Source organism: Pseudomonas sp. NPDC090201 (assembly GCF_044746825.1).
Taxonomy (GTDB): domain Bacteria; phylum Pseudomonadota; class Gammaproteobacteria; order Pseudomonadales; family Pseudomonadaceae; genus Aquipseudomonas; species Aquipseudomonas putida_AD.
Genome location: NZ_JBIVCX010000010.1, coordinates 145323 through 160651, shown reverse-complemented (window position 1 = coordinate 160651; position 15329 = coordinate 145323). Strand labels below are relative to the sequence as shown.

Annotated in this window: 14 protein-coding genes; 7 read left to right on the top strand and 7 right to left on the bottom strand. The window is 59.5% G+C overall.

What is annotated here, in order from left to right; all coding sequences use genetic code 11:
- The first annotated feature begins 571 nt into the window (after positions 1-571).
- The gene (locus ACIPOO_RS22085; protein ID WP_400609810.1) at positions 572-1585 is read left to right on the top strand and encodes a WD40/YVTN/BNR-like repeat-containing protein; all 1014 of its coding nucleotides are present in this window, start codon (positions 572-574) and stop codon (positions 1583-1585) included.
- Positions 1586-1609: 24 nt separating this feature from the next.
- The gene (locus ACIPOO_RS22080) at positions 1610-3994 is read left to right on the top strand and encodes an RND family transporter (RefSeq protein ID WP_400609820.1); all 2385 of its coding nucleotides are present in this window, start codon (positions 1610-1612) and stop codon (positions 3992-3994) included.
- 222 nt (positions 3995-4216) lie between these two features.
- Here the strand turns inward: ACIPOO_RS22080 and ACIPOO_RS22075 are convergent, their stop codons facing one another.
- Positions 4217-5068 carry a 3-hydroxybutyryl-CoA dehydrogenase gene (locus ACIPOO_RS22075; RefSeq protein ID WP_400609818.1) on the bottom strand — a complete coding sequence of 284 codons (852 nt, stop codon included), beginning with the start codon at positions 5066-5068 and terminating at the stop codon, positions 4217-4219.
- 14 nt (positions 5069-5082) lie between these two features.
- Complete coding sequence (locus ACIPOO_RS22070) at positions 5083-6267, bottom strand: acetyl-CoA C-acyltransferase family protein (protein WP_400609808.1); 1185 nt, start codon at positions 6265-6267, stop codon at positions 5083-5085.
- A 209-nt stretch (positions 6268-6476) separates the two neighbouring features.
- Between ACIPOO_RS22070 and ACIPOO_RS22065 the strand changes: the two genes are divergently transcribed.
- From ACIPOO_RS22065 to ACIPOO_RS22045, 5 genes are all read left to right on the top strand, one after another.
- Positions 6477-7502, top strand: a complete 1026-nt coding sequence (locus tag ACIPOO_RS22065) for an AraC family transcriptional regulator ligand-binding domain-containing protein (RefSeq protein WP_400609806.1) — start codon at positions 6477-6479, stop codon at positions 7500-7502.
- Positions 7503-7623: 121 nt separating this feature from the next.
- Positions 7624-8490 carry a hypothetical protein gene (locus ACIPOO_RS22060; RefSeq protein WP_400609804.1) on the top strand — a complete coding sequence of 289 codons (867 nt, stop codon included), beginning with the start codon at positions 7624-7626 and terminating at the stop codon, positions 8488-8490.
- On the top strand, positions 8487-9209 hold the full coding sequence (locus ACIPOO_RS22055) for a TylF/MycF/NovP-related O-methyltransferase (RefSeq protein ID WP_274136376.1): 723 nt from the start codon (positions 8487-8489) through the stop codon (positions 9207-9209). The genes ACIPOO_RS22060 and ACIPOO_RS22055 overlap by 4 nt, the downstream gene beginning before the upstream one ends.
- A gap of 284 nt (positions 9210-9493) precedes the next feature.
- Positions 9494-10735, top strand: coding sequence for a glutamine synthetase family protein (locus ACIPOO_RS22050; protein WP_400609816.1), 1242 nt, complete (start codon positions 9494-9496; stop codon positions 10733-10735).
- Between the two features lie 54 nt (positions 10736-10789).
- Positions 10790-12223: an MFS transporter gene (locus ACIPOO_RS22045; protein WP_400609802.1), complete on the top strand. Its 1434-nt coding sequence runs from the start codon at positions 10790-10792 to the stop codon at positions 12221-12223.
- A gap of 29 nt (positions 12224-12252) precedes the next feature.
- Here the strand turns inward: ACIPOO_RS22045 and ACIPOO_RS22040 are convergent, their stop codons facing one another.
- The 5 genes from ACIPOO_RS22040 to ACIPOO_RS22020 are packed head-to-tail and all read right to left on the bottom strand — an operon-like array spanning position 12253 to position 15026.
- Positions 12253-12597, bottom strand: a complete 345-nt coding sequence (locus ACIPOO_RS22040) for a hypothetical protein (RefSeq protein WP_400609800.1) — start codon at positions 12595-12597, stop codon at positions 12253-12255.
- A 43-nt stretch (positions 12598-12640) separates the two neighbouring features.
- Positions 12641-12889 carry a hypothetical protein gene (locus tag ACIPOO_RS22035; RefSeq protein WP_400609798.1) on the bottom strand — a complete coding sequence of 83 codons (249 nt, stop codon included), beginning with the start codon at positions 12887-12889 and terminating at the stop codon, positions 12641-12643.
- Entirely contained in the window at positions 12886-13188 is a 303-nt protein-coding gene (locus tag ACIPOO_RS22030; RefSeq protein WP_400609796.1) for a hypothetical protein, read from the bottom strand. The genes ACIPOO_RS22035 and ACIPOO_RS22030 overlap by 4 nt, the downstream gene beginning before the upstream one ends.
- A 20-nt stretch (positions 13189-13208) precedes the next feature.
- Positions 13209-14534 carry a PAAR domain-containing protein gene (locus ACIPOO_RS22025; protein WP_400609794.1) on the bottom strand — a complete coding sequence of 442 codons (1326 nt, stop codon included), beginning with the start codon at positions 14532-14534 and terminating at the stop codon, positions 13209-13211.
- Between the two features lie 3 nt (positions 14535-14537).
- A complete protein-coding gene (locus ACIPOO_RS22020) occupies positions 14538-15026 on the bottom strand; it encodes a hypothetical protein (protein WP_400609792.1) in 489 nt (162 codons plus the stop codon).
- Positions 15027-15329: the final 303 nt, after the last annotated feature.

Sequence of the window (15329 nt, the reverse complement as noted above, 5' to 3'; positions counted from 1 at the left end):
TCAGAAGTGAAACGATGCATCGCCGATGGTAGTGTGGGGTTTCCCCATGTGAGAGTAGGTCATCGTCAAGATTAAATTCCAAAGCCCCAATCGCTAACGCGGTTGGGGTTTTGTTTTTGCGCCTGGAAAAGATCCCAACTCCACACCACTTGTAGCAGCACGGCTTGCCGGCGGGAGCGGTGGATCTGTCACACCTGCGTCGCCTGACACACCGCCCCCGCCGGCAAGCCGTGCTGCTACGGGGTATGCGGTGCGATCCCTGTAGGAGCGCGCTTGCCCGCGACTGCGCCATGACAAACACCACCGCTCCGCCTGACCCACCGCCATCGCGGGCAAGCGCGCTCCTACAGCCGATCGCGCCGCTTACCCCATCCCCAATCACCACCACTGATAACCCTCCAATCACCGCACCGTTGCTTAACAAAAGATAACGTCATGTCGATTGTCATACGTTTTGAAAGCTGGATAGGATGGGCCTGCTTCGGTGGGCCGGGCTGCGCAGGCTAGAGCGCTTGCAGCCGCTACGCGGGCTACCGGGAGAACCTGATAACAACAAAGAAAGGGAAGCTCCATGCGTGCGAATGTTGCATTGCCGCTGTTCATCTTCATGGCCCTGAGCGGCGCTGCGCTGGCCACTGAAAGCTCACCTGCGGCCACCGCCGCAGACAATTCAGAATTCGCCCTCGAATCAGCCAAGGCCTCCCGCAGTCTGCTGCTGGACGTGACCCACGCAGGCAATCGCATGGTGGTCGTGGGGGATCGCGGCCATATTCTCTATTCCGACGATCAGGGCAAGTCCTGGACCCAGGCCAAGGTGCCCAGCAGGCAGTTGCTGACAGCAGTGTATTTCGTCGATGACCAGCATGGCTGGGCCGTGGGCCATGACGCGCAGATCCTGGCCAGCAGCGATGGCGGCAAAACCTGGAACAAGCAGTTCGAAGACCTCAAGCGCGAGGCGCCGTTACTGGACGTCTGGTTCAAGGACCTGTCCACCGGCATCGCCGTGGGTGCCTACGGTGCGTTGCTGGAAACCACCGATGGCGGCCAGCACTGGCAGGACATCGGCGAGCGCCTGGATAACGAAGACCAGTACCACCTCAATGGCATCACTTACGTGAAGGATGCGGGCCTGTTCATCGTCGGTGAGATGGGCAGCATGTTTCGCTCCCCCGACGATGGCCAGACCTGGGAAAAACTCGAAGGCCCCTACCAGGGCTCGCTGTTCGGCGCAGTCGGCACGGCCCAGTCCAACACGCTTCTGGCCTATGGCCTGCGCGGCAACCTGTTTCGCTCCACCGATTTCGGCAGTACCTGGGAGCCCATCGCCTTGCAGGGCGAGCGCGGACCGCTGGAATTCAGTATCGCCAATGCCTCCGTTCTGCCTGATAACTCCATCGTTCTCGTAGGAAACGGCGGCAGCGTGATGCGCAGCACCGATGGCGGCGAAACCTTTACCGTCTCCAATCGCTCGGACCGTCTCTCGCTGTCAGGCGTGGCCGAAGACAACAAGGGCAATCTCATTCTGGTAGGACAGGGCGGTGTTCACCTCACTTCGCCAACGGGCGCTGATGTCGCTCAACAATAAGAACGGATAAGGCGAGGACGCTGACTGATGACCCAATTTCAACACCACCACGACAAACCCACGCTGCTGGAACGGCTGATCTTCAACAACCGCCCGGCCGTCATAACCATCTGCCTGCTGGTCAGCATCGTGCTGTTCTGGCAGGCAACGCTGGTGCGCCCGTCCACCAGTTTCGAGAAGATGATTCCCTTGGGCCATCCGTTCATTCAGAACATGATGGACCACCGCAATGACCTGGCGAACCTTGGCAACACCGTGCGTATTTCAGTGGAGGCCAGGCAGGGCGATATCTTCTCCAAGGAATACATGGAGACCCTGCGCCAGATCAACGACGAGGTGTTCTACATCTCGGGCGTGGACCGTTCAGGCCTCAAATCCCTGTGGAGCCCCAGCGTCCGCTGGACCGAAGTGACCGAGGAGGGCTTTGCCGGTGGCGAGGTGATTCCGCAGAGCTACGACGGGTCCCAGGCAAGCCTGGACAAGTTGCGCAACAACGTCCTGAAGTCCGGCCAGGTCGGACGGCTGGTGGCCAACAATTTCAAGTCCAGTATCGTCGATGTGCCCCTGCAGGAGTTCTATCCGGACCCCAACGACCAGAGCAAGCTTCTGCCGCTGGATTACCGACAGTTCTCCCATCAGCTTGAAGAGAAGATCCGCGACAAGTACGAAGCGCAGAACCCCAACGTCGACATTCACATCGTCGGCTTTGCCAAGAAAGTCGGCGACCTGATCGACGGCCTCATCATGGTGGTGATGTTCTTCGGCGTGGCCTTCCTCATCACGCTGGTCCTGCTGATGTGGTTCACCCGTTGCCTGCGCAGCACCATCGCGGTCTTGAGTACGACGCTGATCGCCGTTATCTGGCAACTGGGCCTGATGCATGTGGTCGGGTTTGGTCTGGATCCCTACTCGATGCTGGTGCCGTTTCTGATCTTCGCCATCGGTATTTCCCACGGTGTGCAGAAGATCAACGGTATTGCCCTGCAATCCAGCGATGCTGACAACGCACTGACGGCGGCCCGTCGCACCTTCCGCCAACTGTTCCTGCCGGGGATGATCGCGATCCTGGCCGACGCAGTGGGTTTCATCACCCTGCTGATCATCGATATCGGCGTGATTCGCGAACTGGCCATCGGTGCGTCGATCGGTGTGGCGGTGATCGTGTTCACCAACCTGATCCTGTTGCCGGTGGCGATTTCCTACGCGGGCATCAGCAAGAAAGCCATATCCCGCAGCAAGGAAGCTGCAGCCTGCGAACACCCTTTCTGGCGTCTTCTGTCTAACTTTGCCGCACCAAAGGTGGCCCGGGTGTCCGTGGTGCTGTCGCTGCTCGCGCTGGCCGGAGGCCTGTGGTACGGGCACAACCTGAAGATCGGCGACCTGGACCAGGGTGCGCCGGAGTTGCGCCCGGACTCGCGTTACAACCAGGACAACAATTTCATCATCAACAATTACTCGACCAGCTCCGACGTGCTGGTGGTGATGGTCAAGACACCGCCCGAAGGCTGTTCAGCCTACCAGACGCTGTCCGCGATCAACGAATTGTCGTGGAAGATGGAGAACACCCCTGGCGTCCAGTCGGCGATCTCGCTGGTCACGGTCTCCAAGCAGGTGATCAAGGGCATGAACGAGGGCAACCTCAAGTGGGAGTCGCTTTCGCGCAACAAGGACGTGCTCAACAGTTCGATTTCTCGCGCCGATGGTCTTTACAACAACACCTGCTCACTGGCGCCGCTGCTGATCTTCCTCAATGACCACAAGGCCGAAACCCTGGATCGCGCGGTGCATGCGGTGCAGGACTTCGCCAAGGCCAATAACAAGGAAGGGCTGGAGTTCCTGCTCGCGGCGGGGAACGCCGGGATCGAGGCGGCGACCAACGAGGTCATCAAGCAGGCCGAGTTGACCATTCTGATCCTGGTGTACATCTGCGTGGCGGTGATGTGCATGATCACCTTCCGCTCCTGGGCGGCGACGCTGTGCATCGTGCTGCCTCTGGTGCTGACCTCGGTACTGGGCAACGCGCTGATGGCGTTCATGGGCATTGGCGTCAAGGTCGCGACGCTACCGGTGGTGGCCCTGGGTGTGGGGATTGGCGTGGACTACGGCATCTACATCTATAGCCGCCTGGAGAGTTTCCTGCGCGCGGGCCTGCCATTGCAGGAGGCGTACTACGAAACCCTGAAGTCGACCGGCAAAGCGGTGCTGTTCACCGGCCTGTGCCTAGCGATCGGCGTGTGCACCTGGATCTTCTCGGCCATCAAGTTCCAGGCCGACATGGGCCTGATGCTGACATTCATGCTGTTGTGGAACATGTTCGGTGCGCTGTGGCTGTTGCCGGCCCTGGCCCGGTTCCTGATCAAGCCCGAGAAAATGGCGGGCAAGGTGGGCAATTCGCTGTTCTCACATTGATCGGTCCCTGACACCCATCCACCCGTAGCAGTCCGGCTTGCCGGCGTCAGCGATCTAAAAGACGCCGACGCCGGCAAGCCGGACTGCTACGGACCGTACCAAAAACCAGAAATCCACGTAGGAGCGCGCTTGCCCGCGACGGCGTCAGGTCAGACAACGCAATGTTGATTGACCCGACGCCGTCGCGGGCAAGCGCGCTCCTACAGGGTGAGGCGAACGTCGTCAGTTATAAACGAAAAACCCGCGCCCGCTCTTGCGTCCCAGGTACCCCGCCGCGACCATTTCCTTGAGCAGCGGAGCAGGGCGGTATTTGCTGTCGTTGAACCCTTCATGGAAGGCCTCGACGATGGCCAGCAAAGTGTCCAGACCGATCAGGTCCGCCAGCGCCAGCGGACCGATGGGCTGGTTGCAGCCCAGGCGCATGCCGTCGTCGATGTCCTGCGCGGTGGCCAGACCTTCCTGGAACACCAGGATCGCCTCGTTGATCATCGGCACCAGGATGCGGTTGACCACGAAGCCCGGCCGGTTGCCCGCTGTAATGGCGGTCTTGTTCAGCCGCTCAGCCAGCTTGATCGCAACCACATGTGTCTCATCGGCGGTCTGCAGCCCTCGAATCACTTCGATCAGCCCCATCATCGGCACCGGGTTGAAGAAGTGCAGCCCGATGAAACGCTCCGGGCTGTCCACGCTGGCCGCAAGCTGAGTGATCGACAGCGACGAGGTGTTGGAAGCGATGACGCAATCCACGCCCACGTTCGCGGCAATCTGCTTGAGCAAACGCAATTTGAGGTCCAGATTCTCGGTGGCGGCTTCGATCACCACCTGCGGATCATTGAGCTCTGCGTAATCGGTGGTGCAGCGAATCCGCGACAGAGCCTCCTCGGCGATCTCGCTGGTCAGCGTCTGCTTGTTGACCTGGCGCTCAAGGTTCTTGCGCACGGTTGCGAGGCCGCGCTCCAGCGCAGCGTCGCTGATGTCCAGCAGGGTGACGTCAAAGCCTGCAATGGCGCATACCTGTGCGATGCCGTTGCCCATGGTGCCCGCGCCGATCACGGCGATGTGTTGCATGCTCATCGAAAGGGCCTCGCTCATACGCGTTCGAAGATGACAGCGATGCCCTGACCGCCGCCGATGCACATGGTCACCAGCGCATAACGGCCACCGGTGCGGTGCAGTTCGTGGATGGCCTTGGTGGCGATGATCGCGCCGGTCGCGCCCACCGGATGGCCAAGGGAAATCCCCGAACCGTTAGGGTTGACCTTCTCCGGGTCCAGGCCCAGCTCGCGAGCCACGGCACAGGCTTGGGCTGCAAAGGCTTCGTTGGATTCGATCACGTCCAGATCGGCAACGGTCAGGCCGGCACGTTCCAGTGCCTTGCGGCTGGCCGGGATCGGTCCCAGGCCCATCATCGAGGGTTCGACGCCGGCATGGGCGTAGGCCACCAGGCGCGCCATCGGCTTGAGACCGTGCTCGCGAACCATGTCGCCATTAGCCATCACCAGTGCCGCCGCGCCGTCATTCAGGCCCGAAGCGTTGCCCGCAGTGACCGTGCCGTCCTTCTTGAACGCGGTCTTCATTTTTTCCAGTTGCTCGGCAGTGACGTCGCCGCGCACATGCTCGTCCTGGGCGAAGGTCACCGTGCCTTTGCGGGTGGCGATTTCGATCGGTACGATCTGCCCCTCAAAACGGCCTTCAGCGATGGCGCGGGCGGCGCGCTGCTGGCTGGTCAGGGCCAGTGCGTCCTGATCGGCGCGGGTGATGCCGTAGTTCTCGGCAATGTTCTCGGCGGTGATGCCCATGTGGATATTGGCGAACGGATCATGCAGCGCGCCGAGCATGTAGTCGTACGCCTGAACGTTGCCCATGCGCGCACCCCAGCGGGCCTGCGGCATGATGTAGGCGCCGCGGCTCATGGACTCGGTGCCGCCGGCCAGTACTGCCTTGGCATCGCCGAGCATCAGCGATTGTGCGGCCGACACGATGGCCTGCAGGCCCGAGCCGCACAGACGGTTGACGTTCATTGCCGGGGTTTCCTTGGTCAGCCCGGCCTCCAGTGCGACGACCCGCGACAAATAGGCGTCGCGCACTTCGGTAGGGATCACGTGACCCATGACCACATGGCCGATATGCTCAGGCGCCAGACCGGACTTGGCGATGGCCGCGCGGCTGACCTGGGTGCCCAGTTCGATGGGCGAGACGTCCTTGAGGGAACCGCCGAATCCACCGATGGCGGTACGCAGTGCGCTGACGACGAAAACTTCGGTATTGCTCATGTCGACTCCTTCAAATCTTCGAGATTTCTTGTGGTGGCACCCGGCCCGGAAACCGCCAAATGGCATTTCGGCCAGACGCATGTTGCGGGCAAGGATAGATCGGGCTCGCAGAGGGGCCTATGCCGAAACTGTCCATATCGACTGGCGTTCTTTACCATCTGCGCCGTCGGCTCGTTCAAGAGCACATCAATAAAAAGGAAAGGCCGGACATGCGGGAAAAGGATTCAGTCTCGATCTACTTCGTGCAGTTGGTGGTGTATGCCCTGCGTGACCAGCCGCTGCGCCTGCAATCGGTGCTGCAGGCGGCCGGGATCGACATGGCGCTGCTCGACGACCCGGCCGCACGGGTGTCGGCCAGTGCGTTCGCTGCGCTCTGGCTGATTCAGATCAAGGAGCTGGAAGACGAGTTTTTCGCCCTGGATTCCCATGGCATGCCACTGGGCAGCTTTACCCTGATCTGCCGGGGGCTGATTCAGGAGCCGAACCTGGAAAAAGCCCTGCGCCAGTGCTTGAACAACTTCGGCCTGTTCCTGCGGGATTTTCGCGGCAGCCTGATTGTGAGAGGGCAACGCGCGGTCATCGCGGTGGGGTCCAGTGTCGAGGATCCGACGCGCCAGCGTTTCGGCGAGGAAACCTTCCTGCTGCTGATGATCAGCCTGCTGTGCTGGCTGGGCGGGCGGCGCATCACCATCGACCGCGCGCAGTTTCGCCAGACGCGTCCGCGCCTGAGCGACGACCCGCTGCTCTGGGGCTTCAACCTGAGCTTTGGCGAGCAGAAGACCGAGATCGAATTCTCAAGCCATTACCTGCGCCTGCCGGTGGTGCAGTCGCTGCCGTCGCTCAAATCCTTCCTGCGCACTGCGCCGCAATGGCTTGTCATACGTTTCCGCAACCAGCGCGGGCTGGCGGCTCAGGTCTATCAGCGGCTGCGCAACAGTCATTACGGCCATTGGCCAACATTGATCGAAATGGCCGTGGAGTTGAAACTCAGCCCCACCACGTTCCGCCGTCGGCTGGAGCGCGAAGGGTGCGCCTTCCAGGGCATCAAGGACGAGGTACGGCGTGGCATCGCCCAGCAGAAGCTGCGCGAGACCGAGATGAGCGTGGCGAACATCGCCTCGCTGGTGGGTTTTCAGGAGCCCAGCGCGTTTCACCGGGCGTTCAAGAAATGGACAGGGGAGAGTCCGGGCAGTTACCGCGCCGGGCGCAAGGCGACACTCCAGGCCGAGCAATGATTGCTCACTGATATCACGTGACACGCGGGCACAAAGTTTTTAGTGAACGACGTCGCATTTGTCTTCAGTTCGCCATGGACCTGCCGATGACTTGGTCAGTACGGAGCTTAGGAGTTCTATCGTGAATTTGTATCTCAACCAACTGCAGAGCAAGGTCGACTTCAAAAGCTCGATCTATGCAGGTGACATCTATCTGAACACCAACCTGCAGGCGACCCACGACCTGTGCCGGTTCGCCAAGCAAAGCATCACTGCGGCGTTCGATGGCGAAACCGACCACCAGGCACTGCACACCATGATGCCGGTCACCGAGTTCGTGGAGCGGGTTACGGCTCTCAAGCGCCAGTTCACCAACTGCCTTGATGTCAAAGAGATGATTCACAAGTTCGCCCTCGAGATCGGTATCGATCCGGCCGAATACCTGTTCGATGTGCCACGTATCCGCGTGGTGCCCAACTACAACTACCTGCATGCCGGCGTGAGCTACGCGTACAAGCCGCATCGCGATACCTGGTACGGCAACGCCGACTGCCAGATCAACACCTGGATGCCGGTGTACACCATCACCCCCGACCAGACGATGATGATCAACCCGGGCTATTTCAGCACCCCGGTGAAGAACTCCTCGGTGGACTGGAGCCTGGCCGACTGGATCAACGTCCAGCGTCCGCTGGCAAAAACCAACGTGACCGAAGAAACCCGCATTCACCCGGTTCCGCAGGAAGATATCCAGACGTCATCGGAGATCCGCATCGCCGGCAACGAGGGGGAAGTCATCACCTTCTCCGGCTCGCACCTGCACGGCACCGTGGCCAACTTCACCGACAAGACACGTTTCAGCATCGATTTCCGCCTGATTCATCTTCAGGACCTGCTGACTGGCCGCGGTGCGCCCAACGTCGACAGCGGCGCCAAAGACGTCGAAGCCGGTTACAAAGATCTTTTCCATCTCAACGACTTTTCGCAATTCCAGGGAGTTAGCCAATGACCAAGCGCCGCCTGACGGGGCCTGAGGCCGAGTACGCCGAGAAACGCGCCAATCTGCTCAAGCGCGTCGACTCTCAATATGTGGCCGATGCTCCGTTCGTGTTTGCCAACCGTATTGCAGTCACGGCGGCGCTGTCGCGCATCGAGCTGTTCAAGATGGTGCAAGACGTGCCCGGCGCGATCATCGAGTGCGGCGTGTACAAGGGCAACTCGCTGATGCTCTACATGCAGCTGTCGATGATCTTGGAGCCCTACGCGATCAACCGGTCGATCATCGGCTTCGACACCTTCTCGGGCTTTCGCAGCATCGACGCCGAGGAAGACCCGGCGGACATCAACGAAACCATGTTTTCGGACACCGATGAATCGATCATTCAAGAGATGATCGACGCCAATGACCTGGTACGCCCGGTCAACCGGATCCCGCGTTGCGAGATCATCAAGGGCGACATCATGGAGACCGTTCCGGCGTTCCCCAAGACTCGCCCTGACCTGGTCGTGGCGATGCTGATCCTGGACACAGACCTGTATTCGTCGACCAAAGTGGCGCTGGAAACCTTCCTGCCGTACATGCCAAAGGGCGCCATCGTGGTGCTGGACGAAGTGGCCTATCGCAACTTCCCGGGTGAAACCGCAGCACTGCGCGAAGTGCTGGACCTGAACAAGGTCGAACTCAAGCGCCTGCCGTTCGATTCGTGCGTGGGCTACTTCCGCGTCTGATCGCCGCTTGCGTTGCCAGAGCCCCGTTGTGACCCAGCGGGGCTTTTTGTTTTCGGCAATCGGCAGGCGATAGCCTGTTTGCGTCATGGCGCTTGATATTTTGAACGCCCGACGCTTATTTTGTACGCCTCGCCGCGTTGCGGCCTGCACAGAACCCTGCATAAAAATAAAGGACTTGAGTCATGAGTAGCGGTGGCCACAATTCTCTCGCGCAGCGATTGATGGGCATTGATGAAATTGAATGCGTCACGCCGGACCTGAACGGCGTGCCCCGGGGCAAAGTCATGACAGCGGAGGGCTTCCTTGAAGGCCGTCGGCTGCAACTGGCGCGGGGGGTGCTGTTGCAATGCATCATGGGCGGCTATCCGGCCGCGAAATACTACGGCAGCGATGACGGCGACCTGGCACTGATCGCCGACCCCGAGCAGACCCATCGCCTGCCCTGGAGCGACGAACCTCGCGCCCTGGCGATCTGCGACGCGGACGAGCTGGACGGCGAGCCGTCGAACCTGTCCACCCGCGGGCAACTCAAATCGGTCATCGCCCGCTATGCCCGCCATGGCTGGTCGCCTGTGGTGGCCACCGAGCTTGAGTTCTTCGTCTTCGCGCCCAACAGCGACCCCAACCAGCCGTTCAAGCCGCCAGTGGGCCTGGACGGGCGTCGCGAGGACGGGCAGTCGGCCTTCAGCGTCAGTTCCAACAACGGCCTGCGTCCGTTCTTCAGCGAAGTCTACAAGTGCATGGCCGCGCTGGGCCTGCCCCGCGACACCTTCATGCACGAAATGGGCGTCAGCCAGTTCGAGATCAACCTGTTGCACGGTGATCCGCTGCTGCTGGCCGACCAGACGTTCCTGTTCAAACACATGCTCAAGGAAGTCGCGCTCAAGCACGGCCTGACCGTGGTGTGCATGGCCAAGCCGCTGGCACATACGCCGGGCAGCTCGATGCACATTCACCAGAGCGTGGTCGACAGCGTCACCGGCCAGAACATCTTCAGCGACGCCCAGGGCAACCCGACAGCGGCGTTCCGTCACTTCATCGGTGGCCAGCAGGCGGCCATGGCCGACTTCACCGCCTTGTTCGCGCCCAACGTCAATTCATACCAGCGGCTGTGCCATCCGTTCGCCTCGCCGAACAACGCCTGTTGGTCCCATGACAACCGTGCGGCAGGCCTGCGCATTCCGGCCAGCTCGCCGGTGGCCCGGCGGGTGGAAAACCGTTTGCCCGGTGCAGATGCCAACCCGTATCTGGCCATTGCAGCTAGTCTTTCAGCCGGGCTCTACGGTATCGAGCAGCAGCTTGAGCCGACCGAACCGATCCAGGGGGAATTCGTCGTGCCGGACGCGCTGTCGCTGCCATGCACCTTGCATGCGGCGCTTGAACGTCTCAAACGCAGCGGGCTTGCCAAGGAACTGTTCGGGGCCGAATTCATCGAAGGCTACGTCGCGTCGAAGACCCTGGAACTGACCAGTTTCTTCAACGAAATCACGCCCTGGGAACGCAGAGTTCTGGCTGCCCAGGCTTAACCACCGCGTTTCGGAAATCCTCCATGGATGAGGGTTTCCGTTTTTGGAAAGTCGATGCGCCAAATCTGGAAATCCTTTCGAGCGCTGTACTTCGCCTCACTGATGATGCTCATCGGTTCGGGTCTGTTAAGTACGTATCTGGCATTGCGCCTGGCCGCTGACCATGTCGATGGCCTGTGGGTCGGTGCGTTGATGGCGGCCAACTATGTGGGGCTGGCGCTGGGCGGGAAGGTCGGTCACCGGCTGATCGGCCGGGTAGGGCATATCCGGGCCTATGCCACGTGCGCCGGTATCGTCGGCGCGGCGGTGCTGGGGCATGGCCTGGTCAACTTCCTGCCGGCCTGGATCTTCCTGCGGATGATCGTCGGCCTTGGCATGATGTGCCAGTACATGGTCATCGAGAGCTGGCTCAACGAACAGGCCTCGCCCAAACAGCGCGGCCTGGTATTCAGCGGCTACATGATCGCCTCGTACCTGGGGCTGGTGCTGGGGCAACTGATTCTGGTGATCCATCCCCAGTTGGGGCTGGAGTTGCTGATGCTGGTCGCAATGTGCTTCGCCCTGTGCCTGGTGCCGGTGGCGATGACCCGCAGCATCCACCCGGCGCCCATGCGGCCGGCGCCGCTGGAGCCGCTGTTCTTCATGCGCCGGGTGCCGCAGTCGCTGACTACCGTGCTCAGCGCCGGCCTGATCATTGGCTCGTTCTACGGCCTGGCGCCGTTGTTCGCGGCGCAGCAGGGCTTGTCTACCGATCACGTCGGTCTGTTCATGGCGTGCTGCATCGGCGCCGGCCTGCTGGTGCAGGGGCCGCTGGGCAGGCTGTCGGACCGCTATGACCGCGCCAAGCTGATTCGCGGTTTCGCCGGTTGCCTGGTGGTCGCCTCGTTGCCCCTGGCGATCTTCCCCGGGTTGCCGATGGAAGTGGTCTTCGCCATGGGCTTCGTGACCTCGCTGCTGCAGTTCGCGCTCTACCCGCTGGCAGTGGCGTTTTCCAACGACCACGTCGAAGGCGAGCGACGCGTATCGCTCACCGCCATGCTGCTGATGACCTACGGCGTGGGCGCCAGTATCGGGCCCTTGGTCGCGGGCGTGCTGATGAAGCAGTTCGGCAGCAACATGCTCTATGCGTTCGTCTGCTTCGTGGCGCTGATCCTGGTGCTGCGCATCCGGCCCAAAGCCGTCACCAACCTGCACCAGGTGCAGGACGCACCCCTGCATCACATTGCCATGCCCGACAGCATGGCCAGCTCGCCCCTGGTCGTGGCCCTCGACCCCCGTGTGGATGAGCAGGTGGTGCAGGACCAGATGCAGACAGCCGCCGATCCCGCAGCGCAACCGGCCGATGCGCCTGCCGAGCCTGATGTTGAAGTGCAGGAACGGGTCGTGGCGTCTGGCGAAGGCGTGGTGCGACCGGTGGCGGTGGTGGACGAGGAGGGTGGCGCATCCCCGGACGAAACCCGTGACGTGGGGGTGGATCGGCCGTTGTAGCGGCCGCCCACGAGATCAGCGAGAGCGTGTTATGAAGGCTCTCGCTGGGTCTGTACTCTATAGCGGCGTTCGCATTCGTTGAAATCGTCCATAGTGGTCATCTCTGTTTCAAATCCTACATAGTATTTGCAAAACTCGACCGCATACTGCCGCTCTTTTTTTTCCAAATGCCCCTTCCAGTTGTCTTCGTGGTCGCTTTGGTAGACGTTGATAAATGCGACCTTATAAGTCGGTTGCCTCTTAATGAAGAAGACAATGAGGTCGTCCTCTATCCAGCGTGTTTCGTAGTATCCGACATTTGCGATCGTCCAAGCGCTGATAATCGAAACGCTGATAAGGTAGGTGTAGCCGACAAGGCGTCTCAGGATTTTCATGAGGCTTAGCGTTCCTTGCATTGTTTAAGCTCGTCTTGAGTTGTTAGTTGGGTATCAATGCAAGGCGGTACCTGCAGTAGGCGATGACCTGTTGGCGTTCCTCTTGTGTCAGCTCACTCAGTGCCTTGTGGTCGCGATAATTGGCGAATATATTTTCAAATTTGACCTGCAGCGTCGGTTGCTTTTTTATGAACGTATGAGTGTATGTCTGAAACTCTCCGGTTTCTTCGTAATAGCCTAAAAAAGTTGACGCTGTCAGGGGAATGGCGACAATCAGCAGCGACTTTTTCATCGCGCATCCCCGTAAGCGTTTGAGCAGGCCTCCAGTTCGGACTGGCTTTTGAGTTCGGTATGCAGACCTGAAAAGTAACGACAAAATTCGATTGCTTCACGGCGCTCTTGACTGCTGAGTGTATGCACATTCTGGAGATCACTGTCCCTTGAAAACATGTTGGTGAATGCTACCTGCAGAGTAGGTTCTTTTTTTAAGAAGAATACGGTGCGGTTATCTTCGGCCCATTGGGTTTTATAATATCCGGTGTACAGAATAGCCGGCGCCAGTAGTGCCAGCAGGAATGCATATATTTTCATATGGAAATTTTATGTATTGGTCAGGACTTTGGGGGTGGTAGCAGCTTGGTTTTTTTTCGAATGAGCTTGACCAGTTTCATGCCTGATCGGCCAGGACAGATTTTTTTGTTGCTCTGCTGTTTAGGGTATTCCACATGTCCTCCAAAGTGGACAACGTTGAAAAAGCTGCGTAGCACTCCTATGAAATTTAGAGCTGCATCGATTTGAGTGGAGGGGATTTCACTGACGGTACTCGTGCCCAAAAGTTCAAGTGCCTCTCGCCATAATGCAATGAAATCTCCCCCTTCTTCCGCGGTAGTCATATTGTTTAATATCACGATGCTGATGACGCCTGTGTTAAACTTCCATAGGCCTGAACCTTTGCTGCGAATGTCTCGCCCTTCAAAAATTGTTCCAGCACAGTCAATTCCAAAGTGATACCCAATGTCGTCGTAGCCACTAGAGCCTTGATGTTCTGTTTGAACTCTGAATATTTGATCTGCGCCACTCCCGCAGGTATAGCTTCTCCCCGCATGATGCAAGGCAATCATCGAATAGTCCCAATCAGGCTCGAGCGCCTTCTTCGGCGGCTTTGCATGCCAATCCGACCGCTCGACAAACTCATGCCCCAACGCCCGCACGTTGCGGATGATCGCCTCTCTGGTTGCAGCCCGATCATTGACGGTGATGGTGATCGGCCTTTGGTTTTGGCCATTCGGTATTTCTTCCACGCGTGTCGTGGTGGTCACCGAGCGGGTGGTCATGGCGGCCAGTTCGGGCAACTCTCGGACGGGAGCGAGGAAACTGACATGCAGGCTGATAGATGAGTCTGCCGTTGGCGCTTCTACTCGAGCCATGCCCTGATCGTCAGTGATTCCGGTGATCTGGCGCCCATCCACTGTTGCAAGGAATGATCGGGATCTGAGCGGCGCATAGGTTTCGCTGTCGGTGATGAGGAAGGTGCGGGCGAATGTTTTGCCTGGTGTAACAGGCGTACTTCCGGCCATGAATGAGTGCTCAGGACTCAGTCCTTTTTCTGCGCTTCTCGCGGCAAAAGGCTGTGCGCTCTCATGGGGCATTTGTGACTCCTCGTCACGCGGGGCTATCAGTCGATTAGTGCCTCTGGGGCAGCCACAGAGGATGAGGGCGTTGTGTTTAGCCGTCGGAATGCCGTGCCATTTAAAGCTCGAATCGCCCTCGGCGATCTCGCCCACTTGACCGCATTTGGGACAGGGCGTGGTCTTGTCTCCACGCCGCAGCACGCTACGGTCATCCCTCCTGGCCTCTGGCAGGCTGGAAATACACGTTGCTCCTGTTGTGGTCTTGTCGCCGTTCAGGCCCTGTTGTGAGCCATTGATCCCAAACATGCCTCAGCCCTCCATTGCTGGCAGAAAGTCTTCAGCCCATGGCCAGCCTTCGCGGGCGATCCACATGAAGGTGTTCTGGGGTGTGTTGATGATTTCATCGCCATTGCTCAGGCGACTTCCCACCAGCGCCATATGACTGTTGGCTTTCCCGGCTCCGGTCAAAATCTGTGCTTGTGTGCCGTCCGGATACTCGACGCGATCACCGACTTTCGCACCGTGGACTTTGCGCCCGTCCTGCAGCGTGCATTCCACGGGAAGGCTGCCTTGCATGACTGTTCCGCCGTCGCGGGTCTGACTGCCCTGGGTTGCCATGCGGAAGATGCCGATGGCGGGATGTGCCTGCACATGGGCTTCCATGCCTCTTACATGCGCTTGTACGTCTGGATGGAAGTGGGCGAGTTCCTCTGGCGTATGGCAGGGCTGATCCAGGTCGCGAAGGTACTCGCTGGAAACGTCATTGGTGTACAGAGGTGAATAGGTGTTCGGCTGCATGATTTTGATCCTCGTCAAGGCGTTGGGTTGGTCATGTCACCGTTGATGCTCCATGCACGGCGTATGAGCCCCAACGCTAGTGATCGAGGTTGGTCGAGGTCTGTAGGGCAAGCTGATTACATACGTAGGATATTTCCGGTTTTCTGAGGGAGCTGTCAGCCGGAAGACCCCGCAGGGAGGCGGAAATGCACCTAGTCGGTGGCGTCCTGTGTCCACGCGGGGTCATCGCGAATGAATTCGCTCCCACAGTTCGTGTCACAAACATCTCCATAAAGTGCCATGGCCGAAAAAGCTGTTTCTACG

Bases quoted from the DNA above. Each gene is read 5' to 3' on its own strand.
- ACIPOO_RS22075 (WP_400609818.1), bottom strand. From the start codon at position 5,068: ATGAGCATGCAACACATCGCCGTGATCGGCGCGGGCACCATGGGCAAC.
- ACIPOO_RS22065 (WP_400609806.1), top strand. From the start codon at position 6,477: ATGCGGGAAAAGGATTCAGTCTCGATCTACTTCGTGCAGTTGGTGGTG.
- ACIPOO_RS22055 (WP_274136376.1), top strand. From the start codon at position 8,487: ATGACCAAGCGCCGCCTGACGGGGCCTGAGGCCGAGTACGCCGAGAAA.
- ACIPOO_RS22050 (WP_400609816.1), top strand. From the start codon at position 9,494: ATGACAGCGGAGGGCTTCCTTGAAGGCCGTCGGCTGCAACTGGCGCGG.
- ACIPOO_RS22020 (WP_400609792.1), bottom strand. From the start codon at position 15,026: ATGCAGCCGAACACCTATTCACCTCTGTACACCAATGACGTTTCCAGC.
- ACIPOO_RS22025 (WP_400609794.1), bottom strand. From the start codon at position 14,534: ATGTTTGGGATCAATGGCTCACAACAGGGCCTGAACGGCGACAAGACC.
- ACIPOO_RS22035 (WP_400609798.1), bottom strand. From the start codon at position 12,889: ATGAAAAAGTCGCTGCTGATTGTCGCCATTCCCCTGACAGCGTCAACT.
- ACIPOO_RS22045 (WP_400609802.1), top strand. From the start codon at position 10,790: ATGCGCCAAATCTGGAAATCCTTTCGAGCGCTGTACTTCGCCTCACTG.
- ACIPOO_RS22030 (WP_400609796.1), bottom strand. From the start codon at position 13,188: ATGAAAATATATGCATTCCTGCTGGCACTACTGGCGCCGGCTATTCTG.
- ACIPOO_RS22040 (WP_400609800.1), bottom strand. From the start codon at position 12,597: ATGAAAATCCTGAGACGCCTTGTCGGCTACACCTACCTTATCAGCGTT.
- ACIPOO_RS22085 (WP_400609810.1), top strand. From the start codon at position 572: ATGCGTGCGAATGTTGCATTGCCGCTGTTCATCTTCATGGCCCTGAGC.
- ACIPOO_RS22070 (WP_400609808.1), bottom strand. From the start codon at position 6,267: ATGAGCAATACCGAAGTTTTCGTCGTCAGCGCACTGCGTACCGCCATC.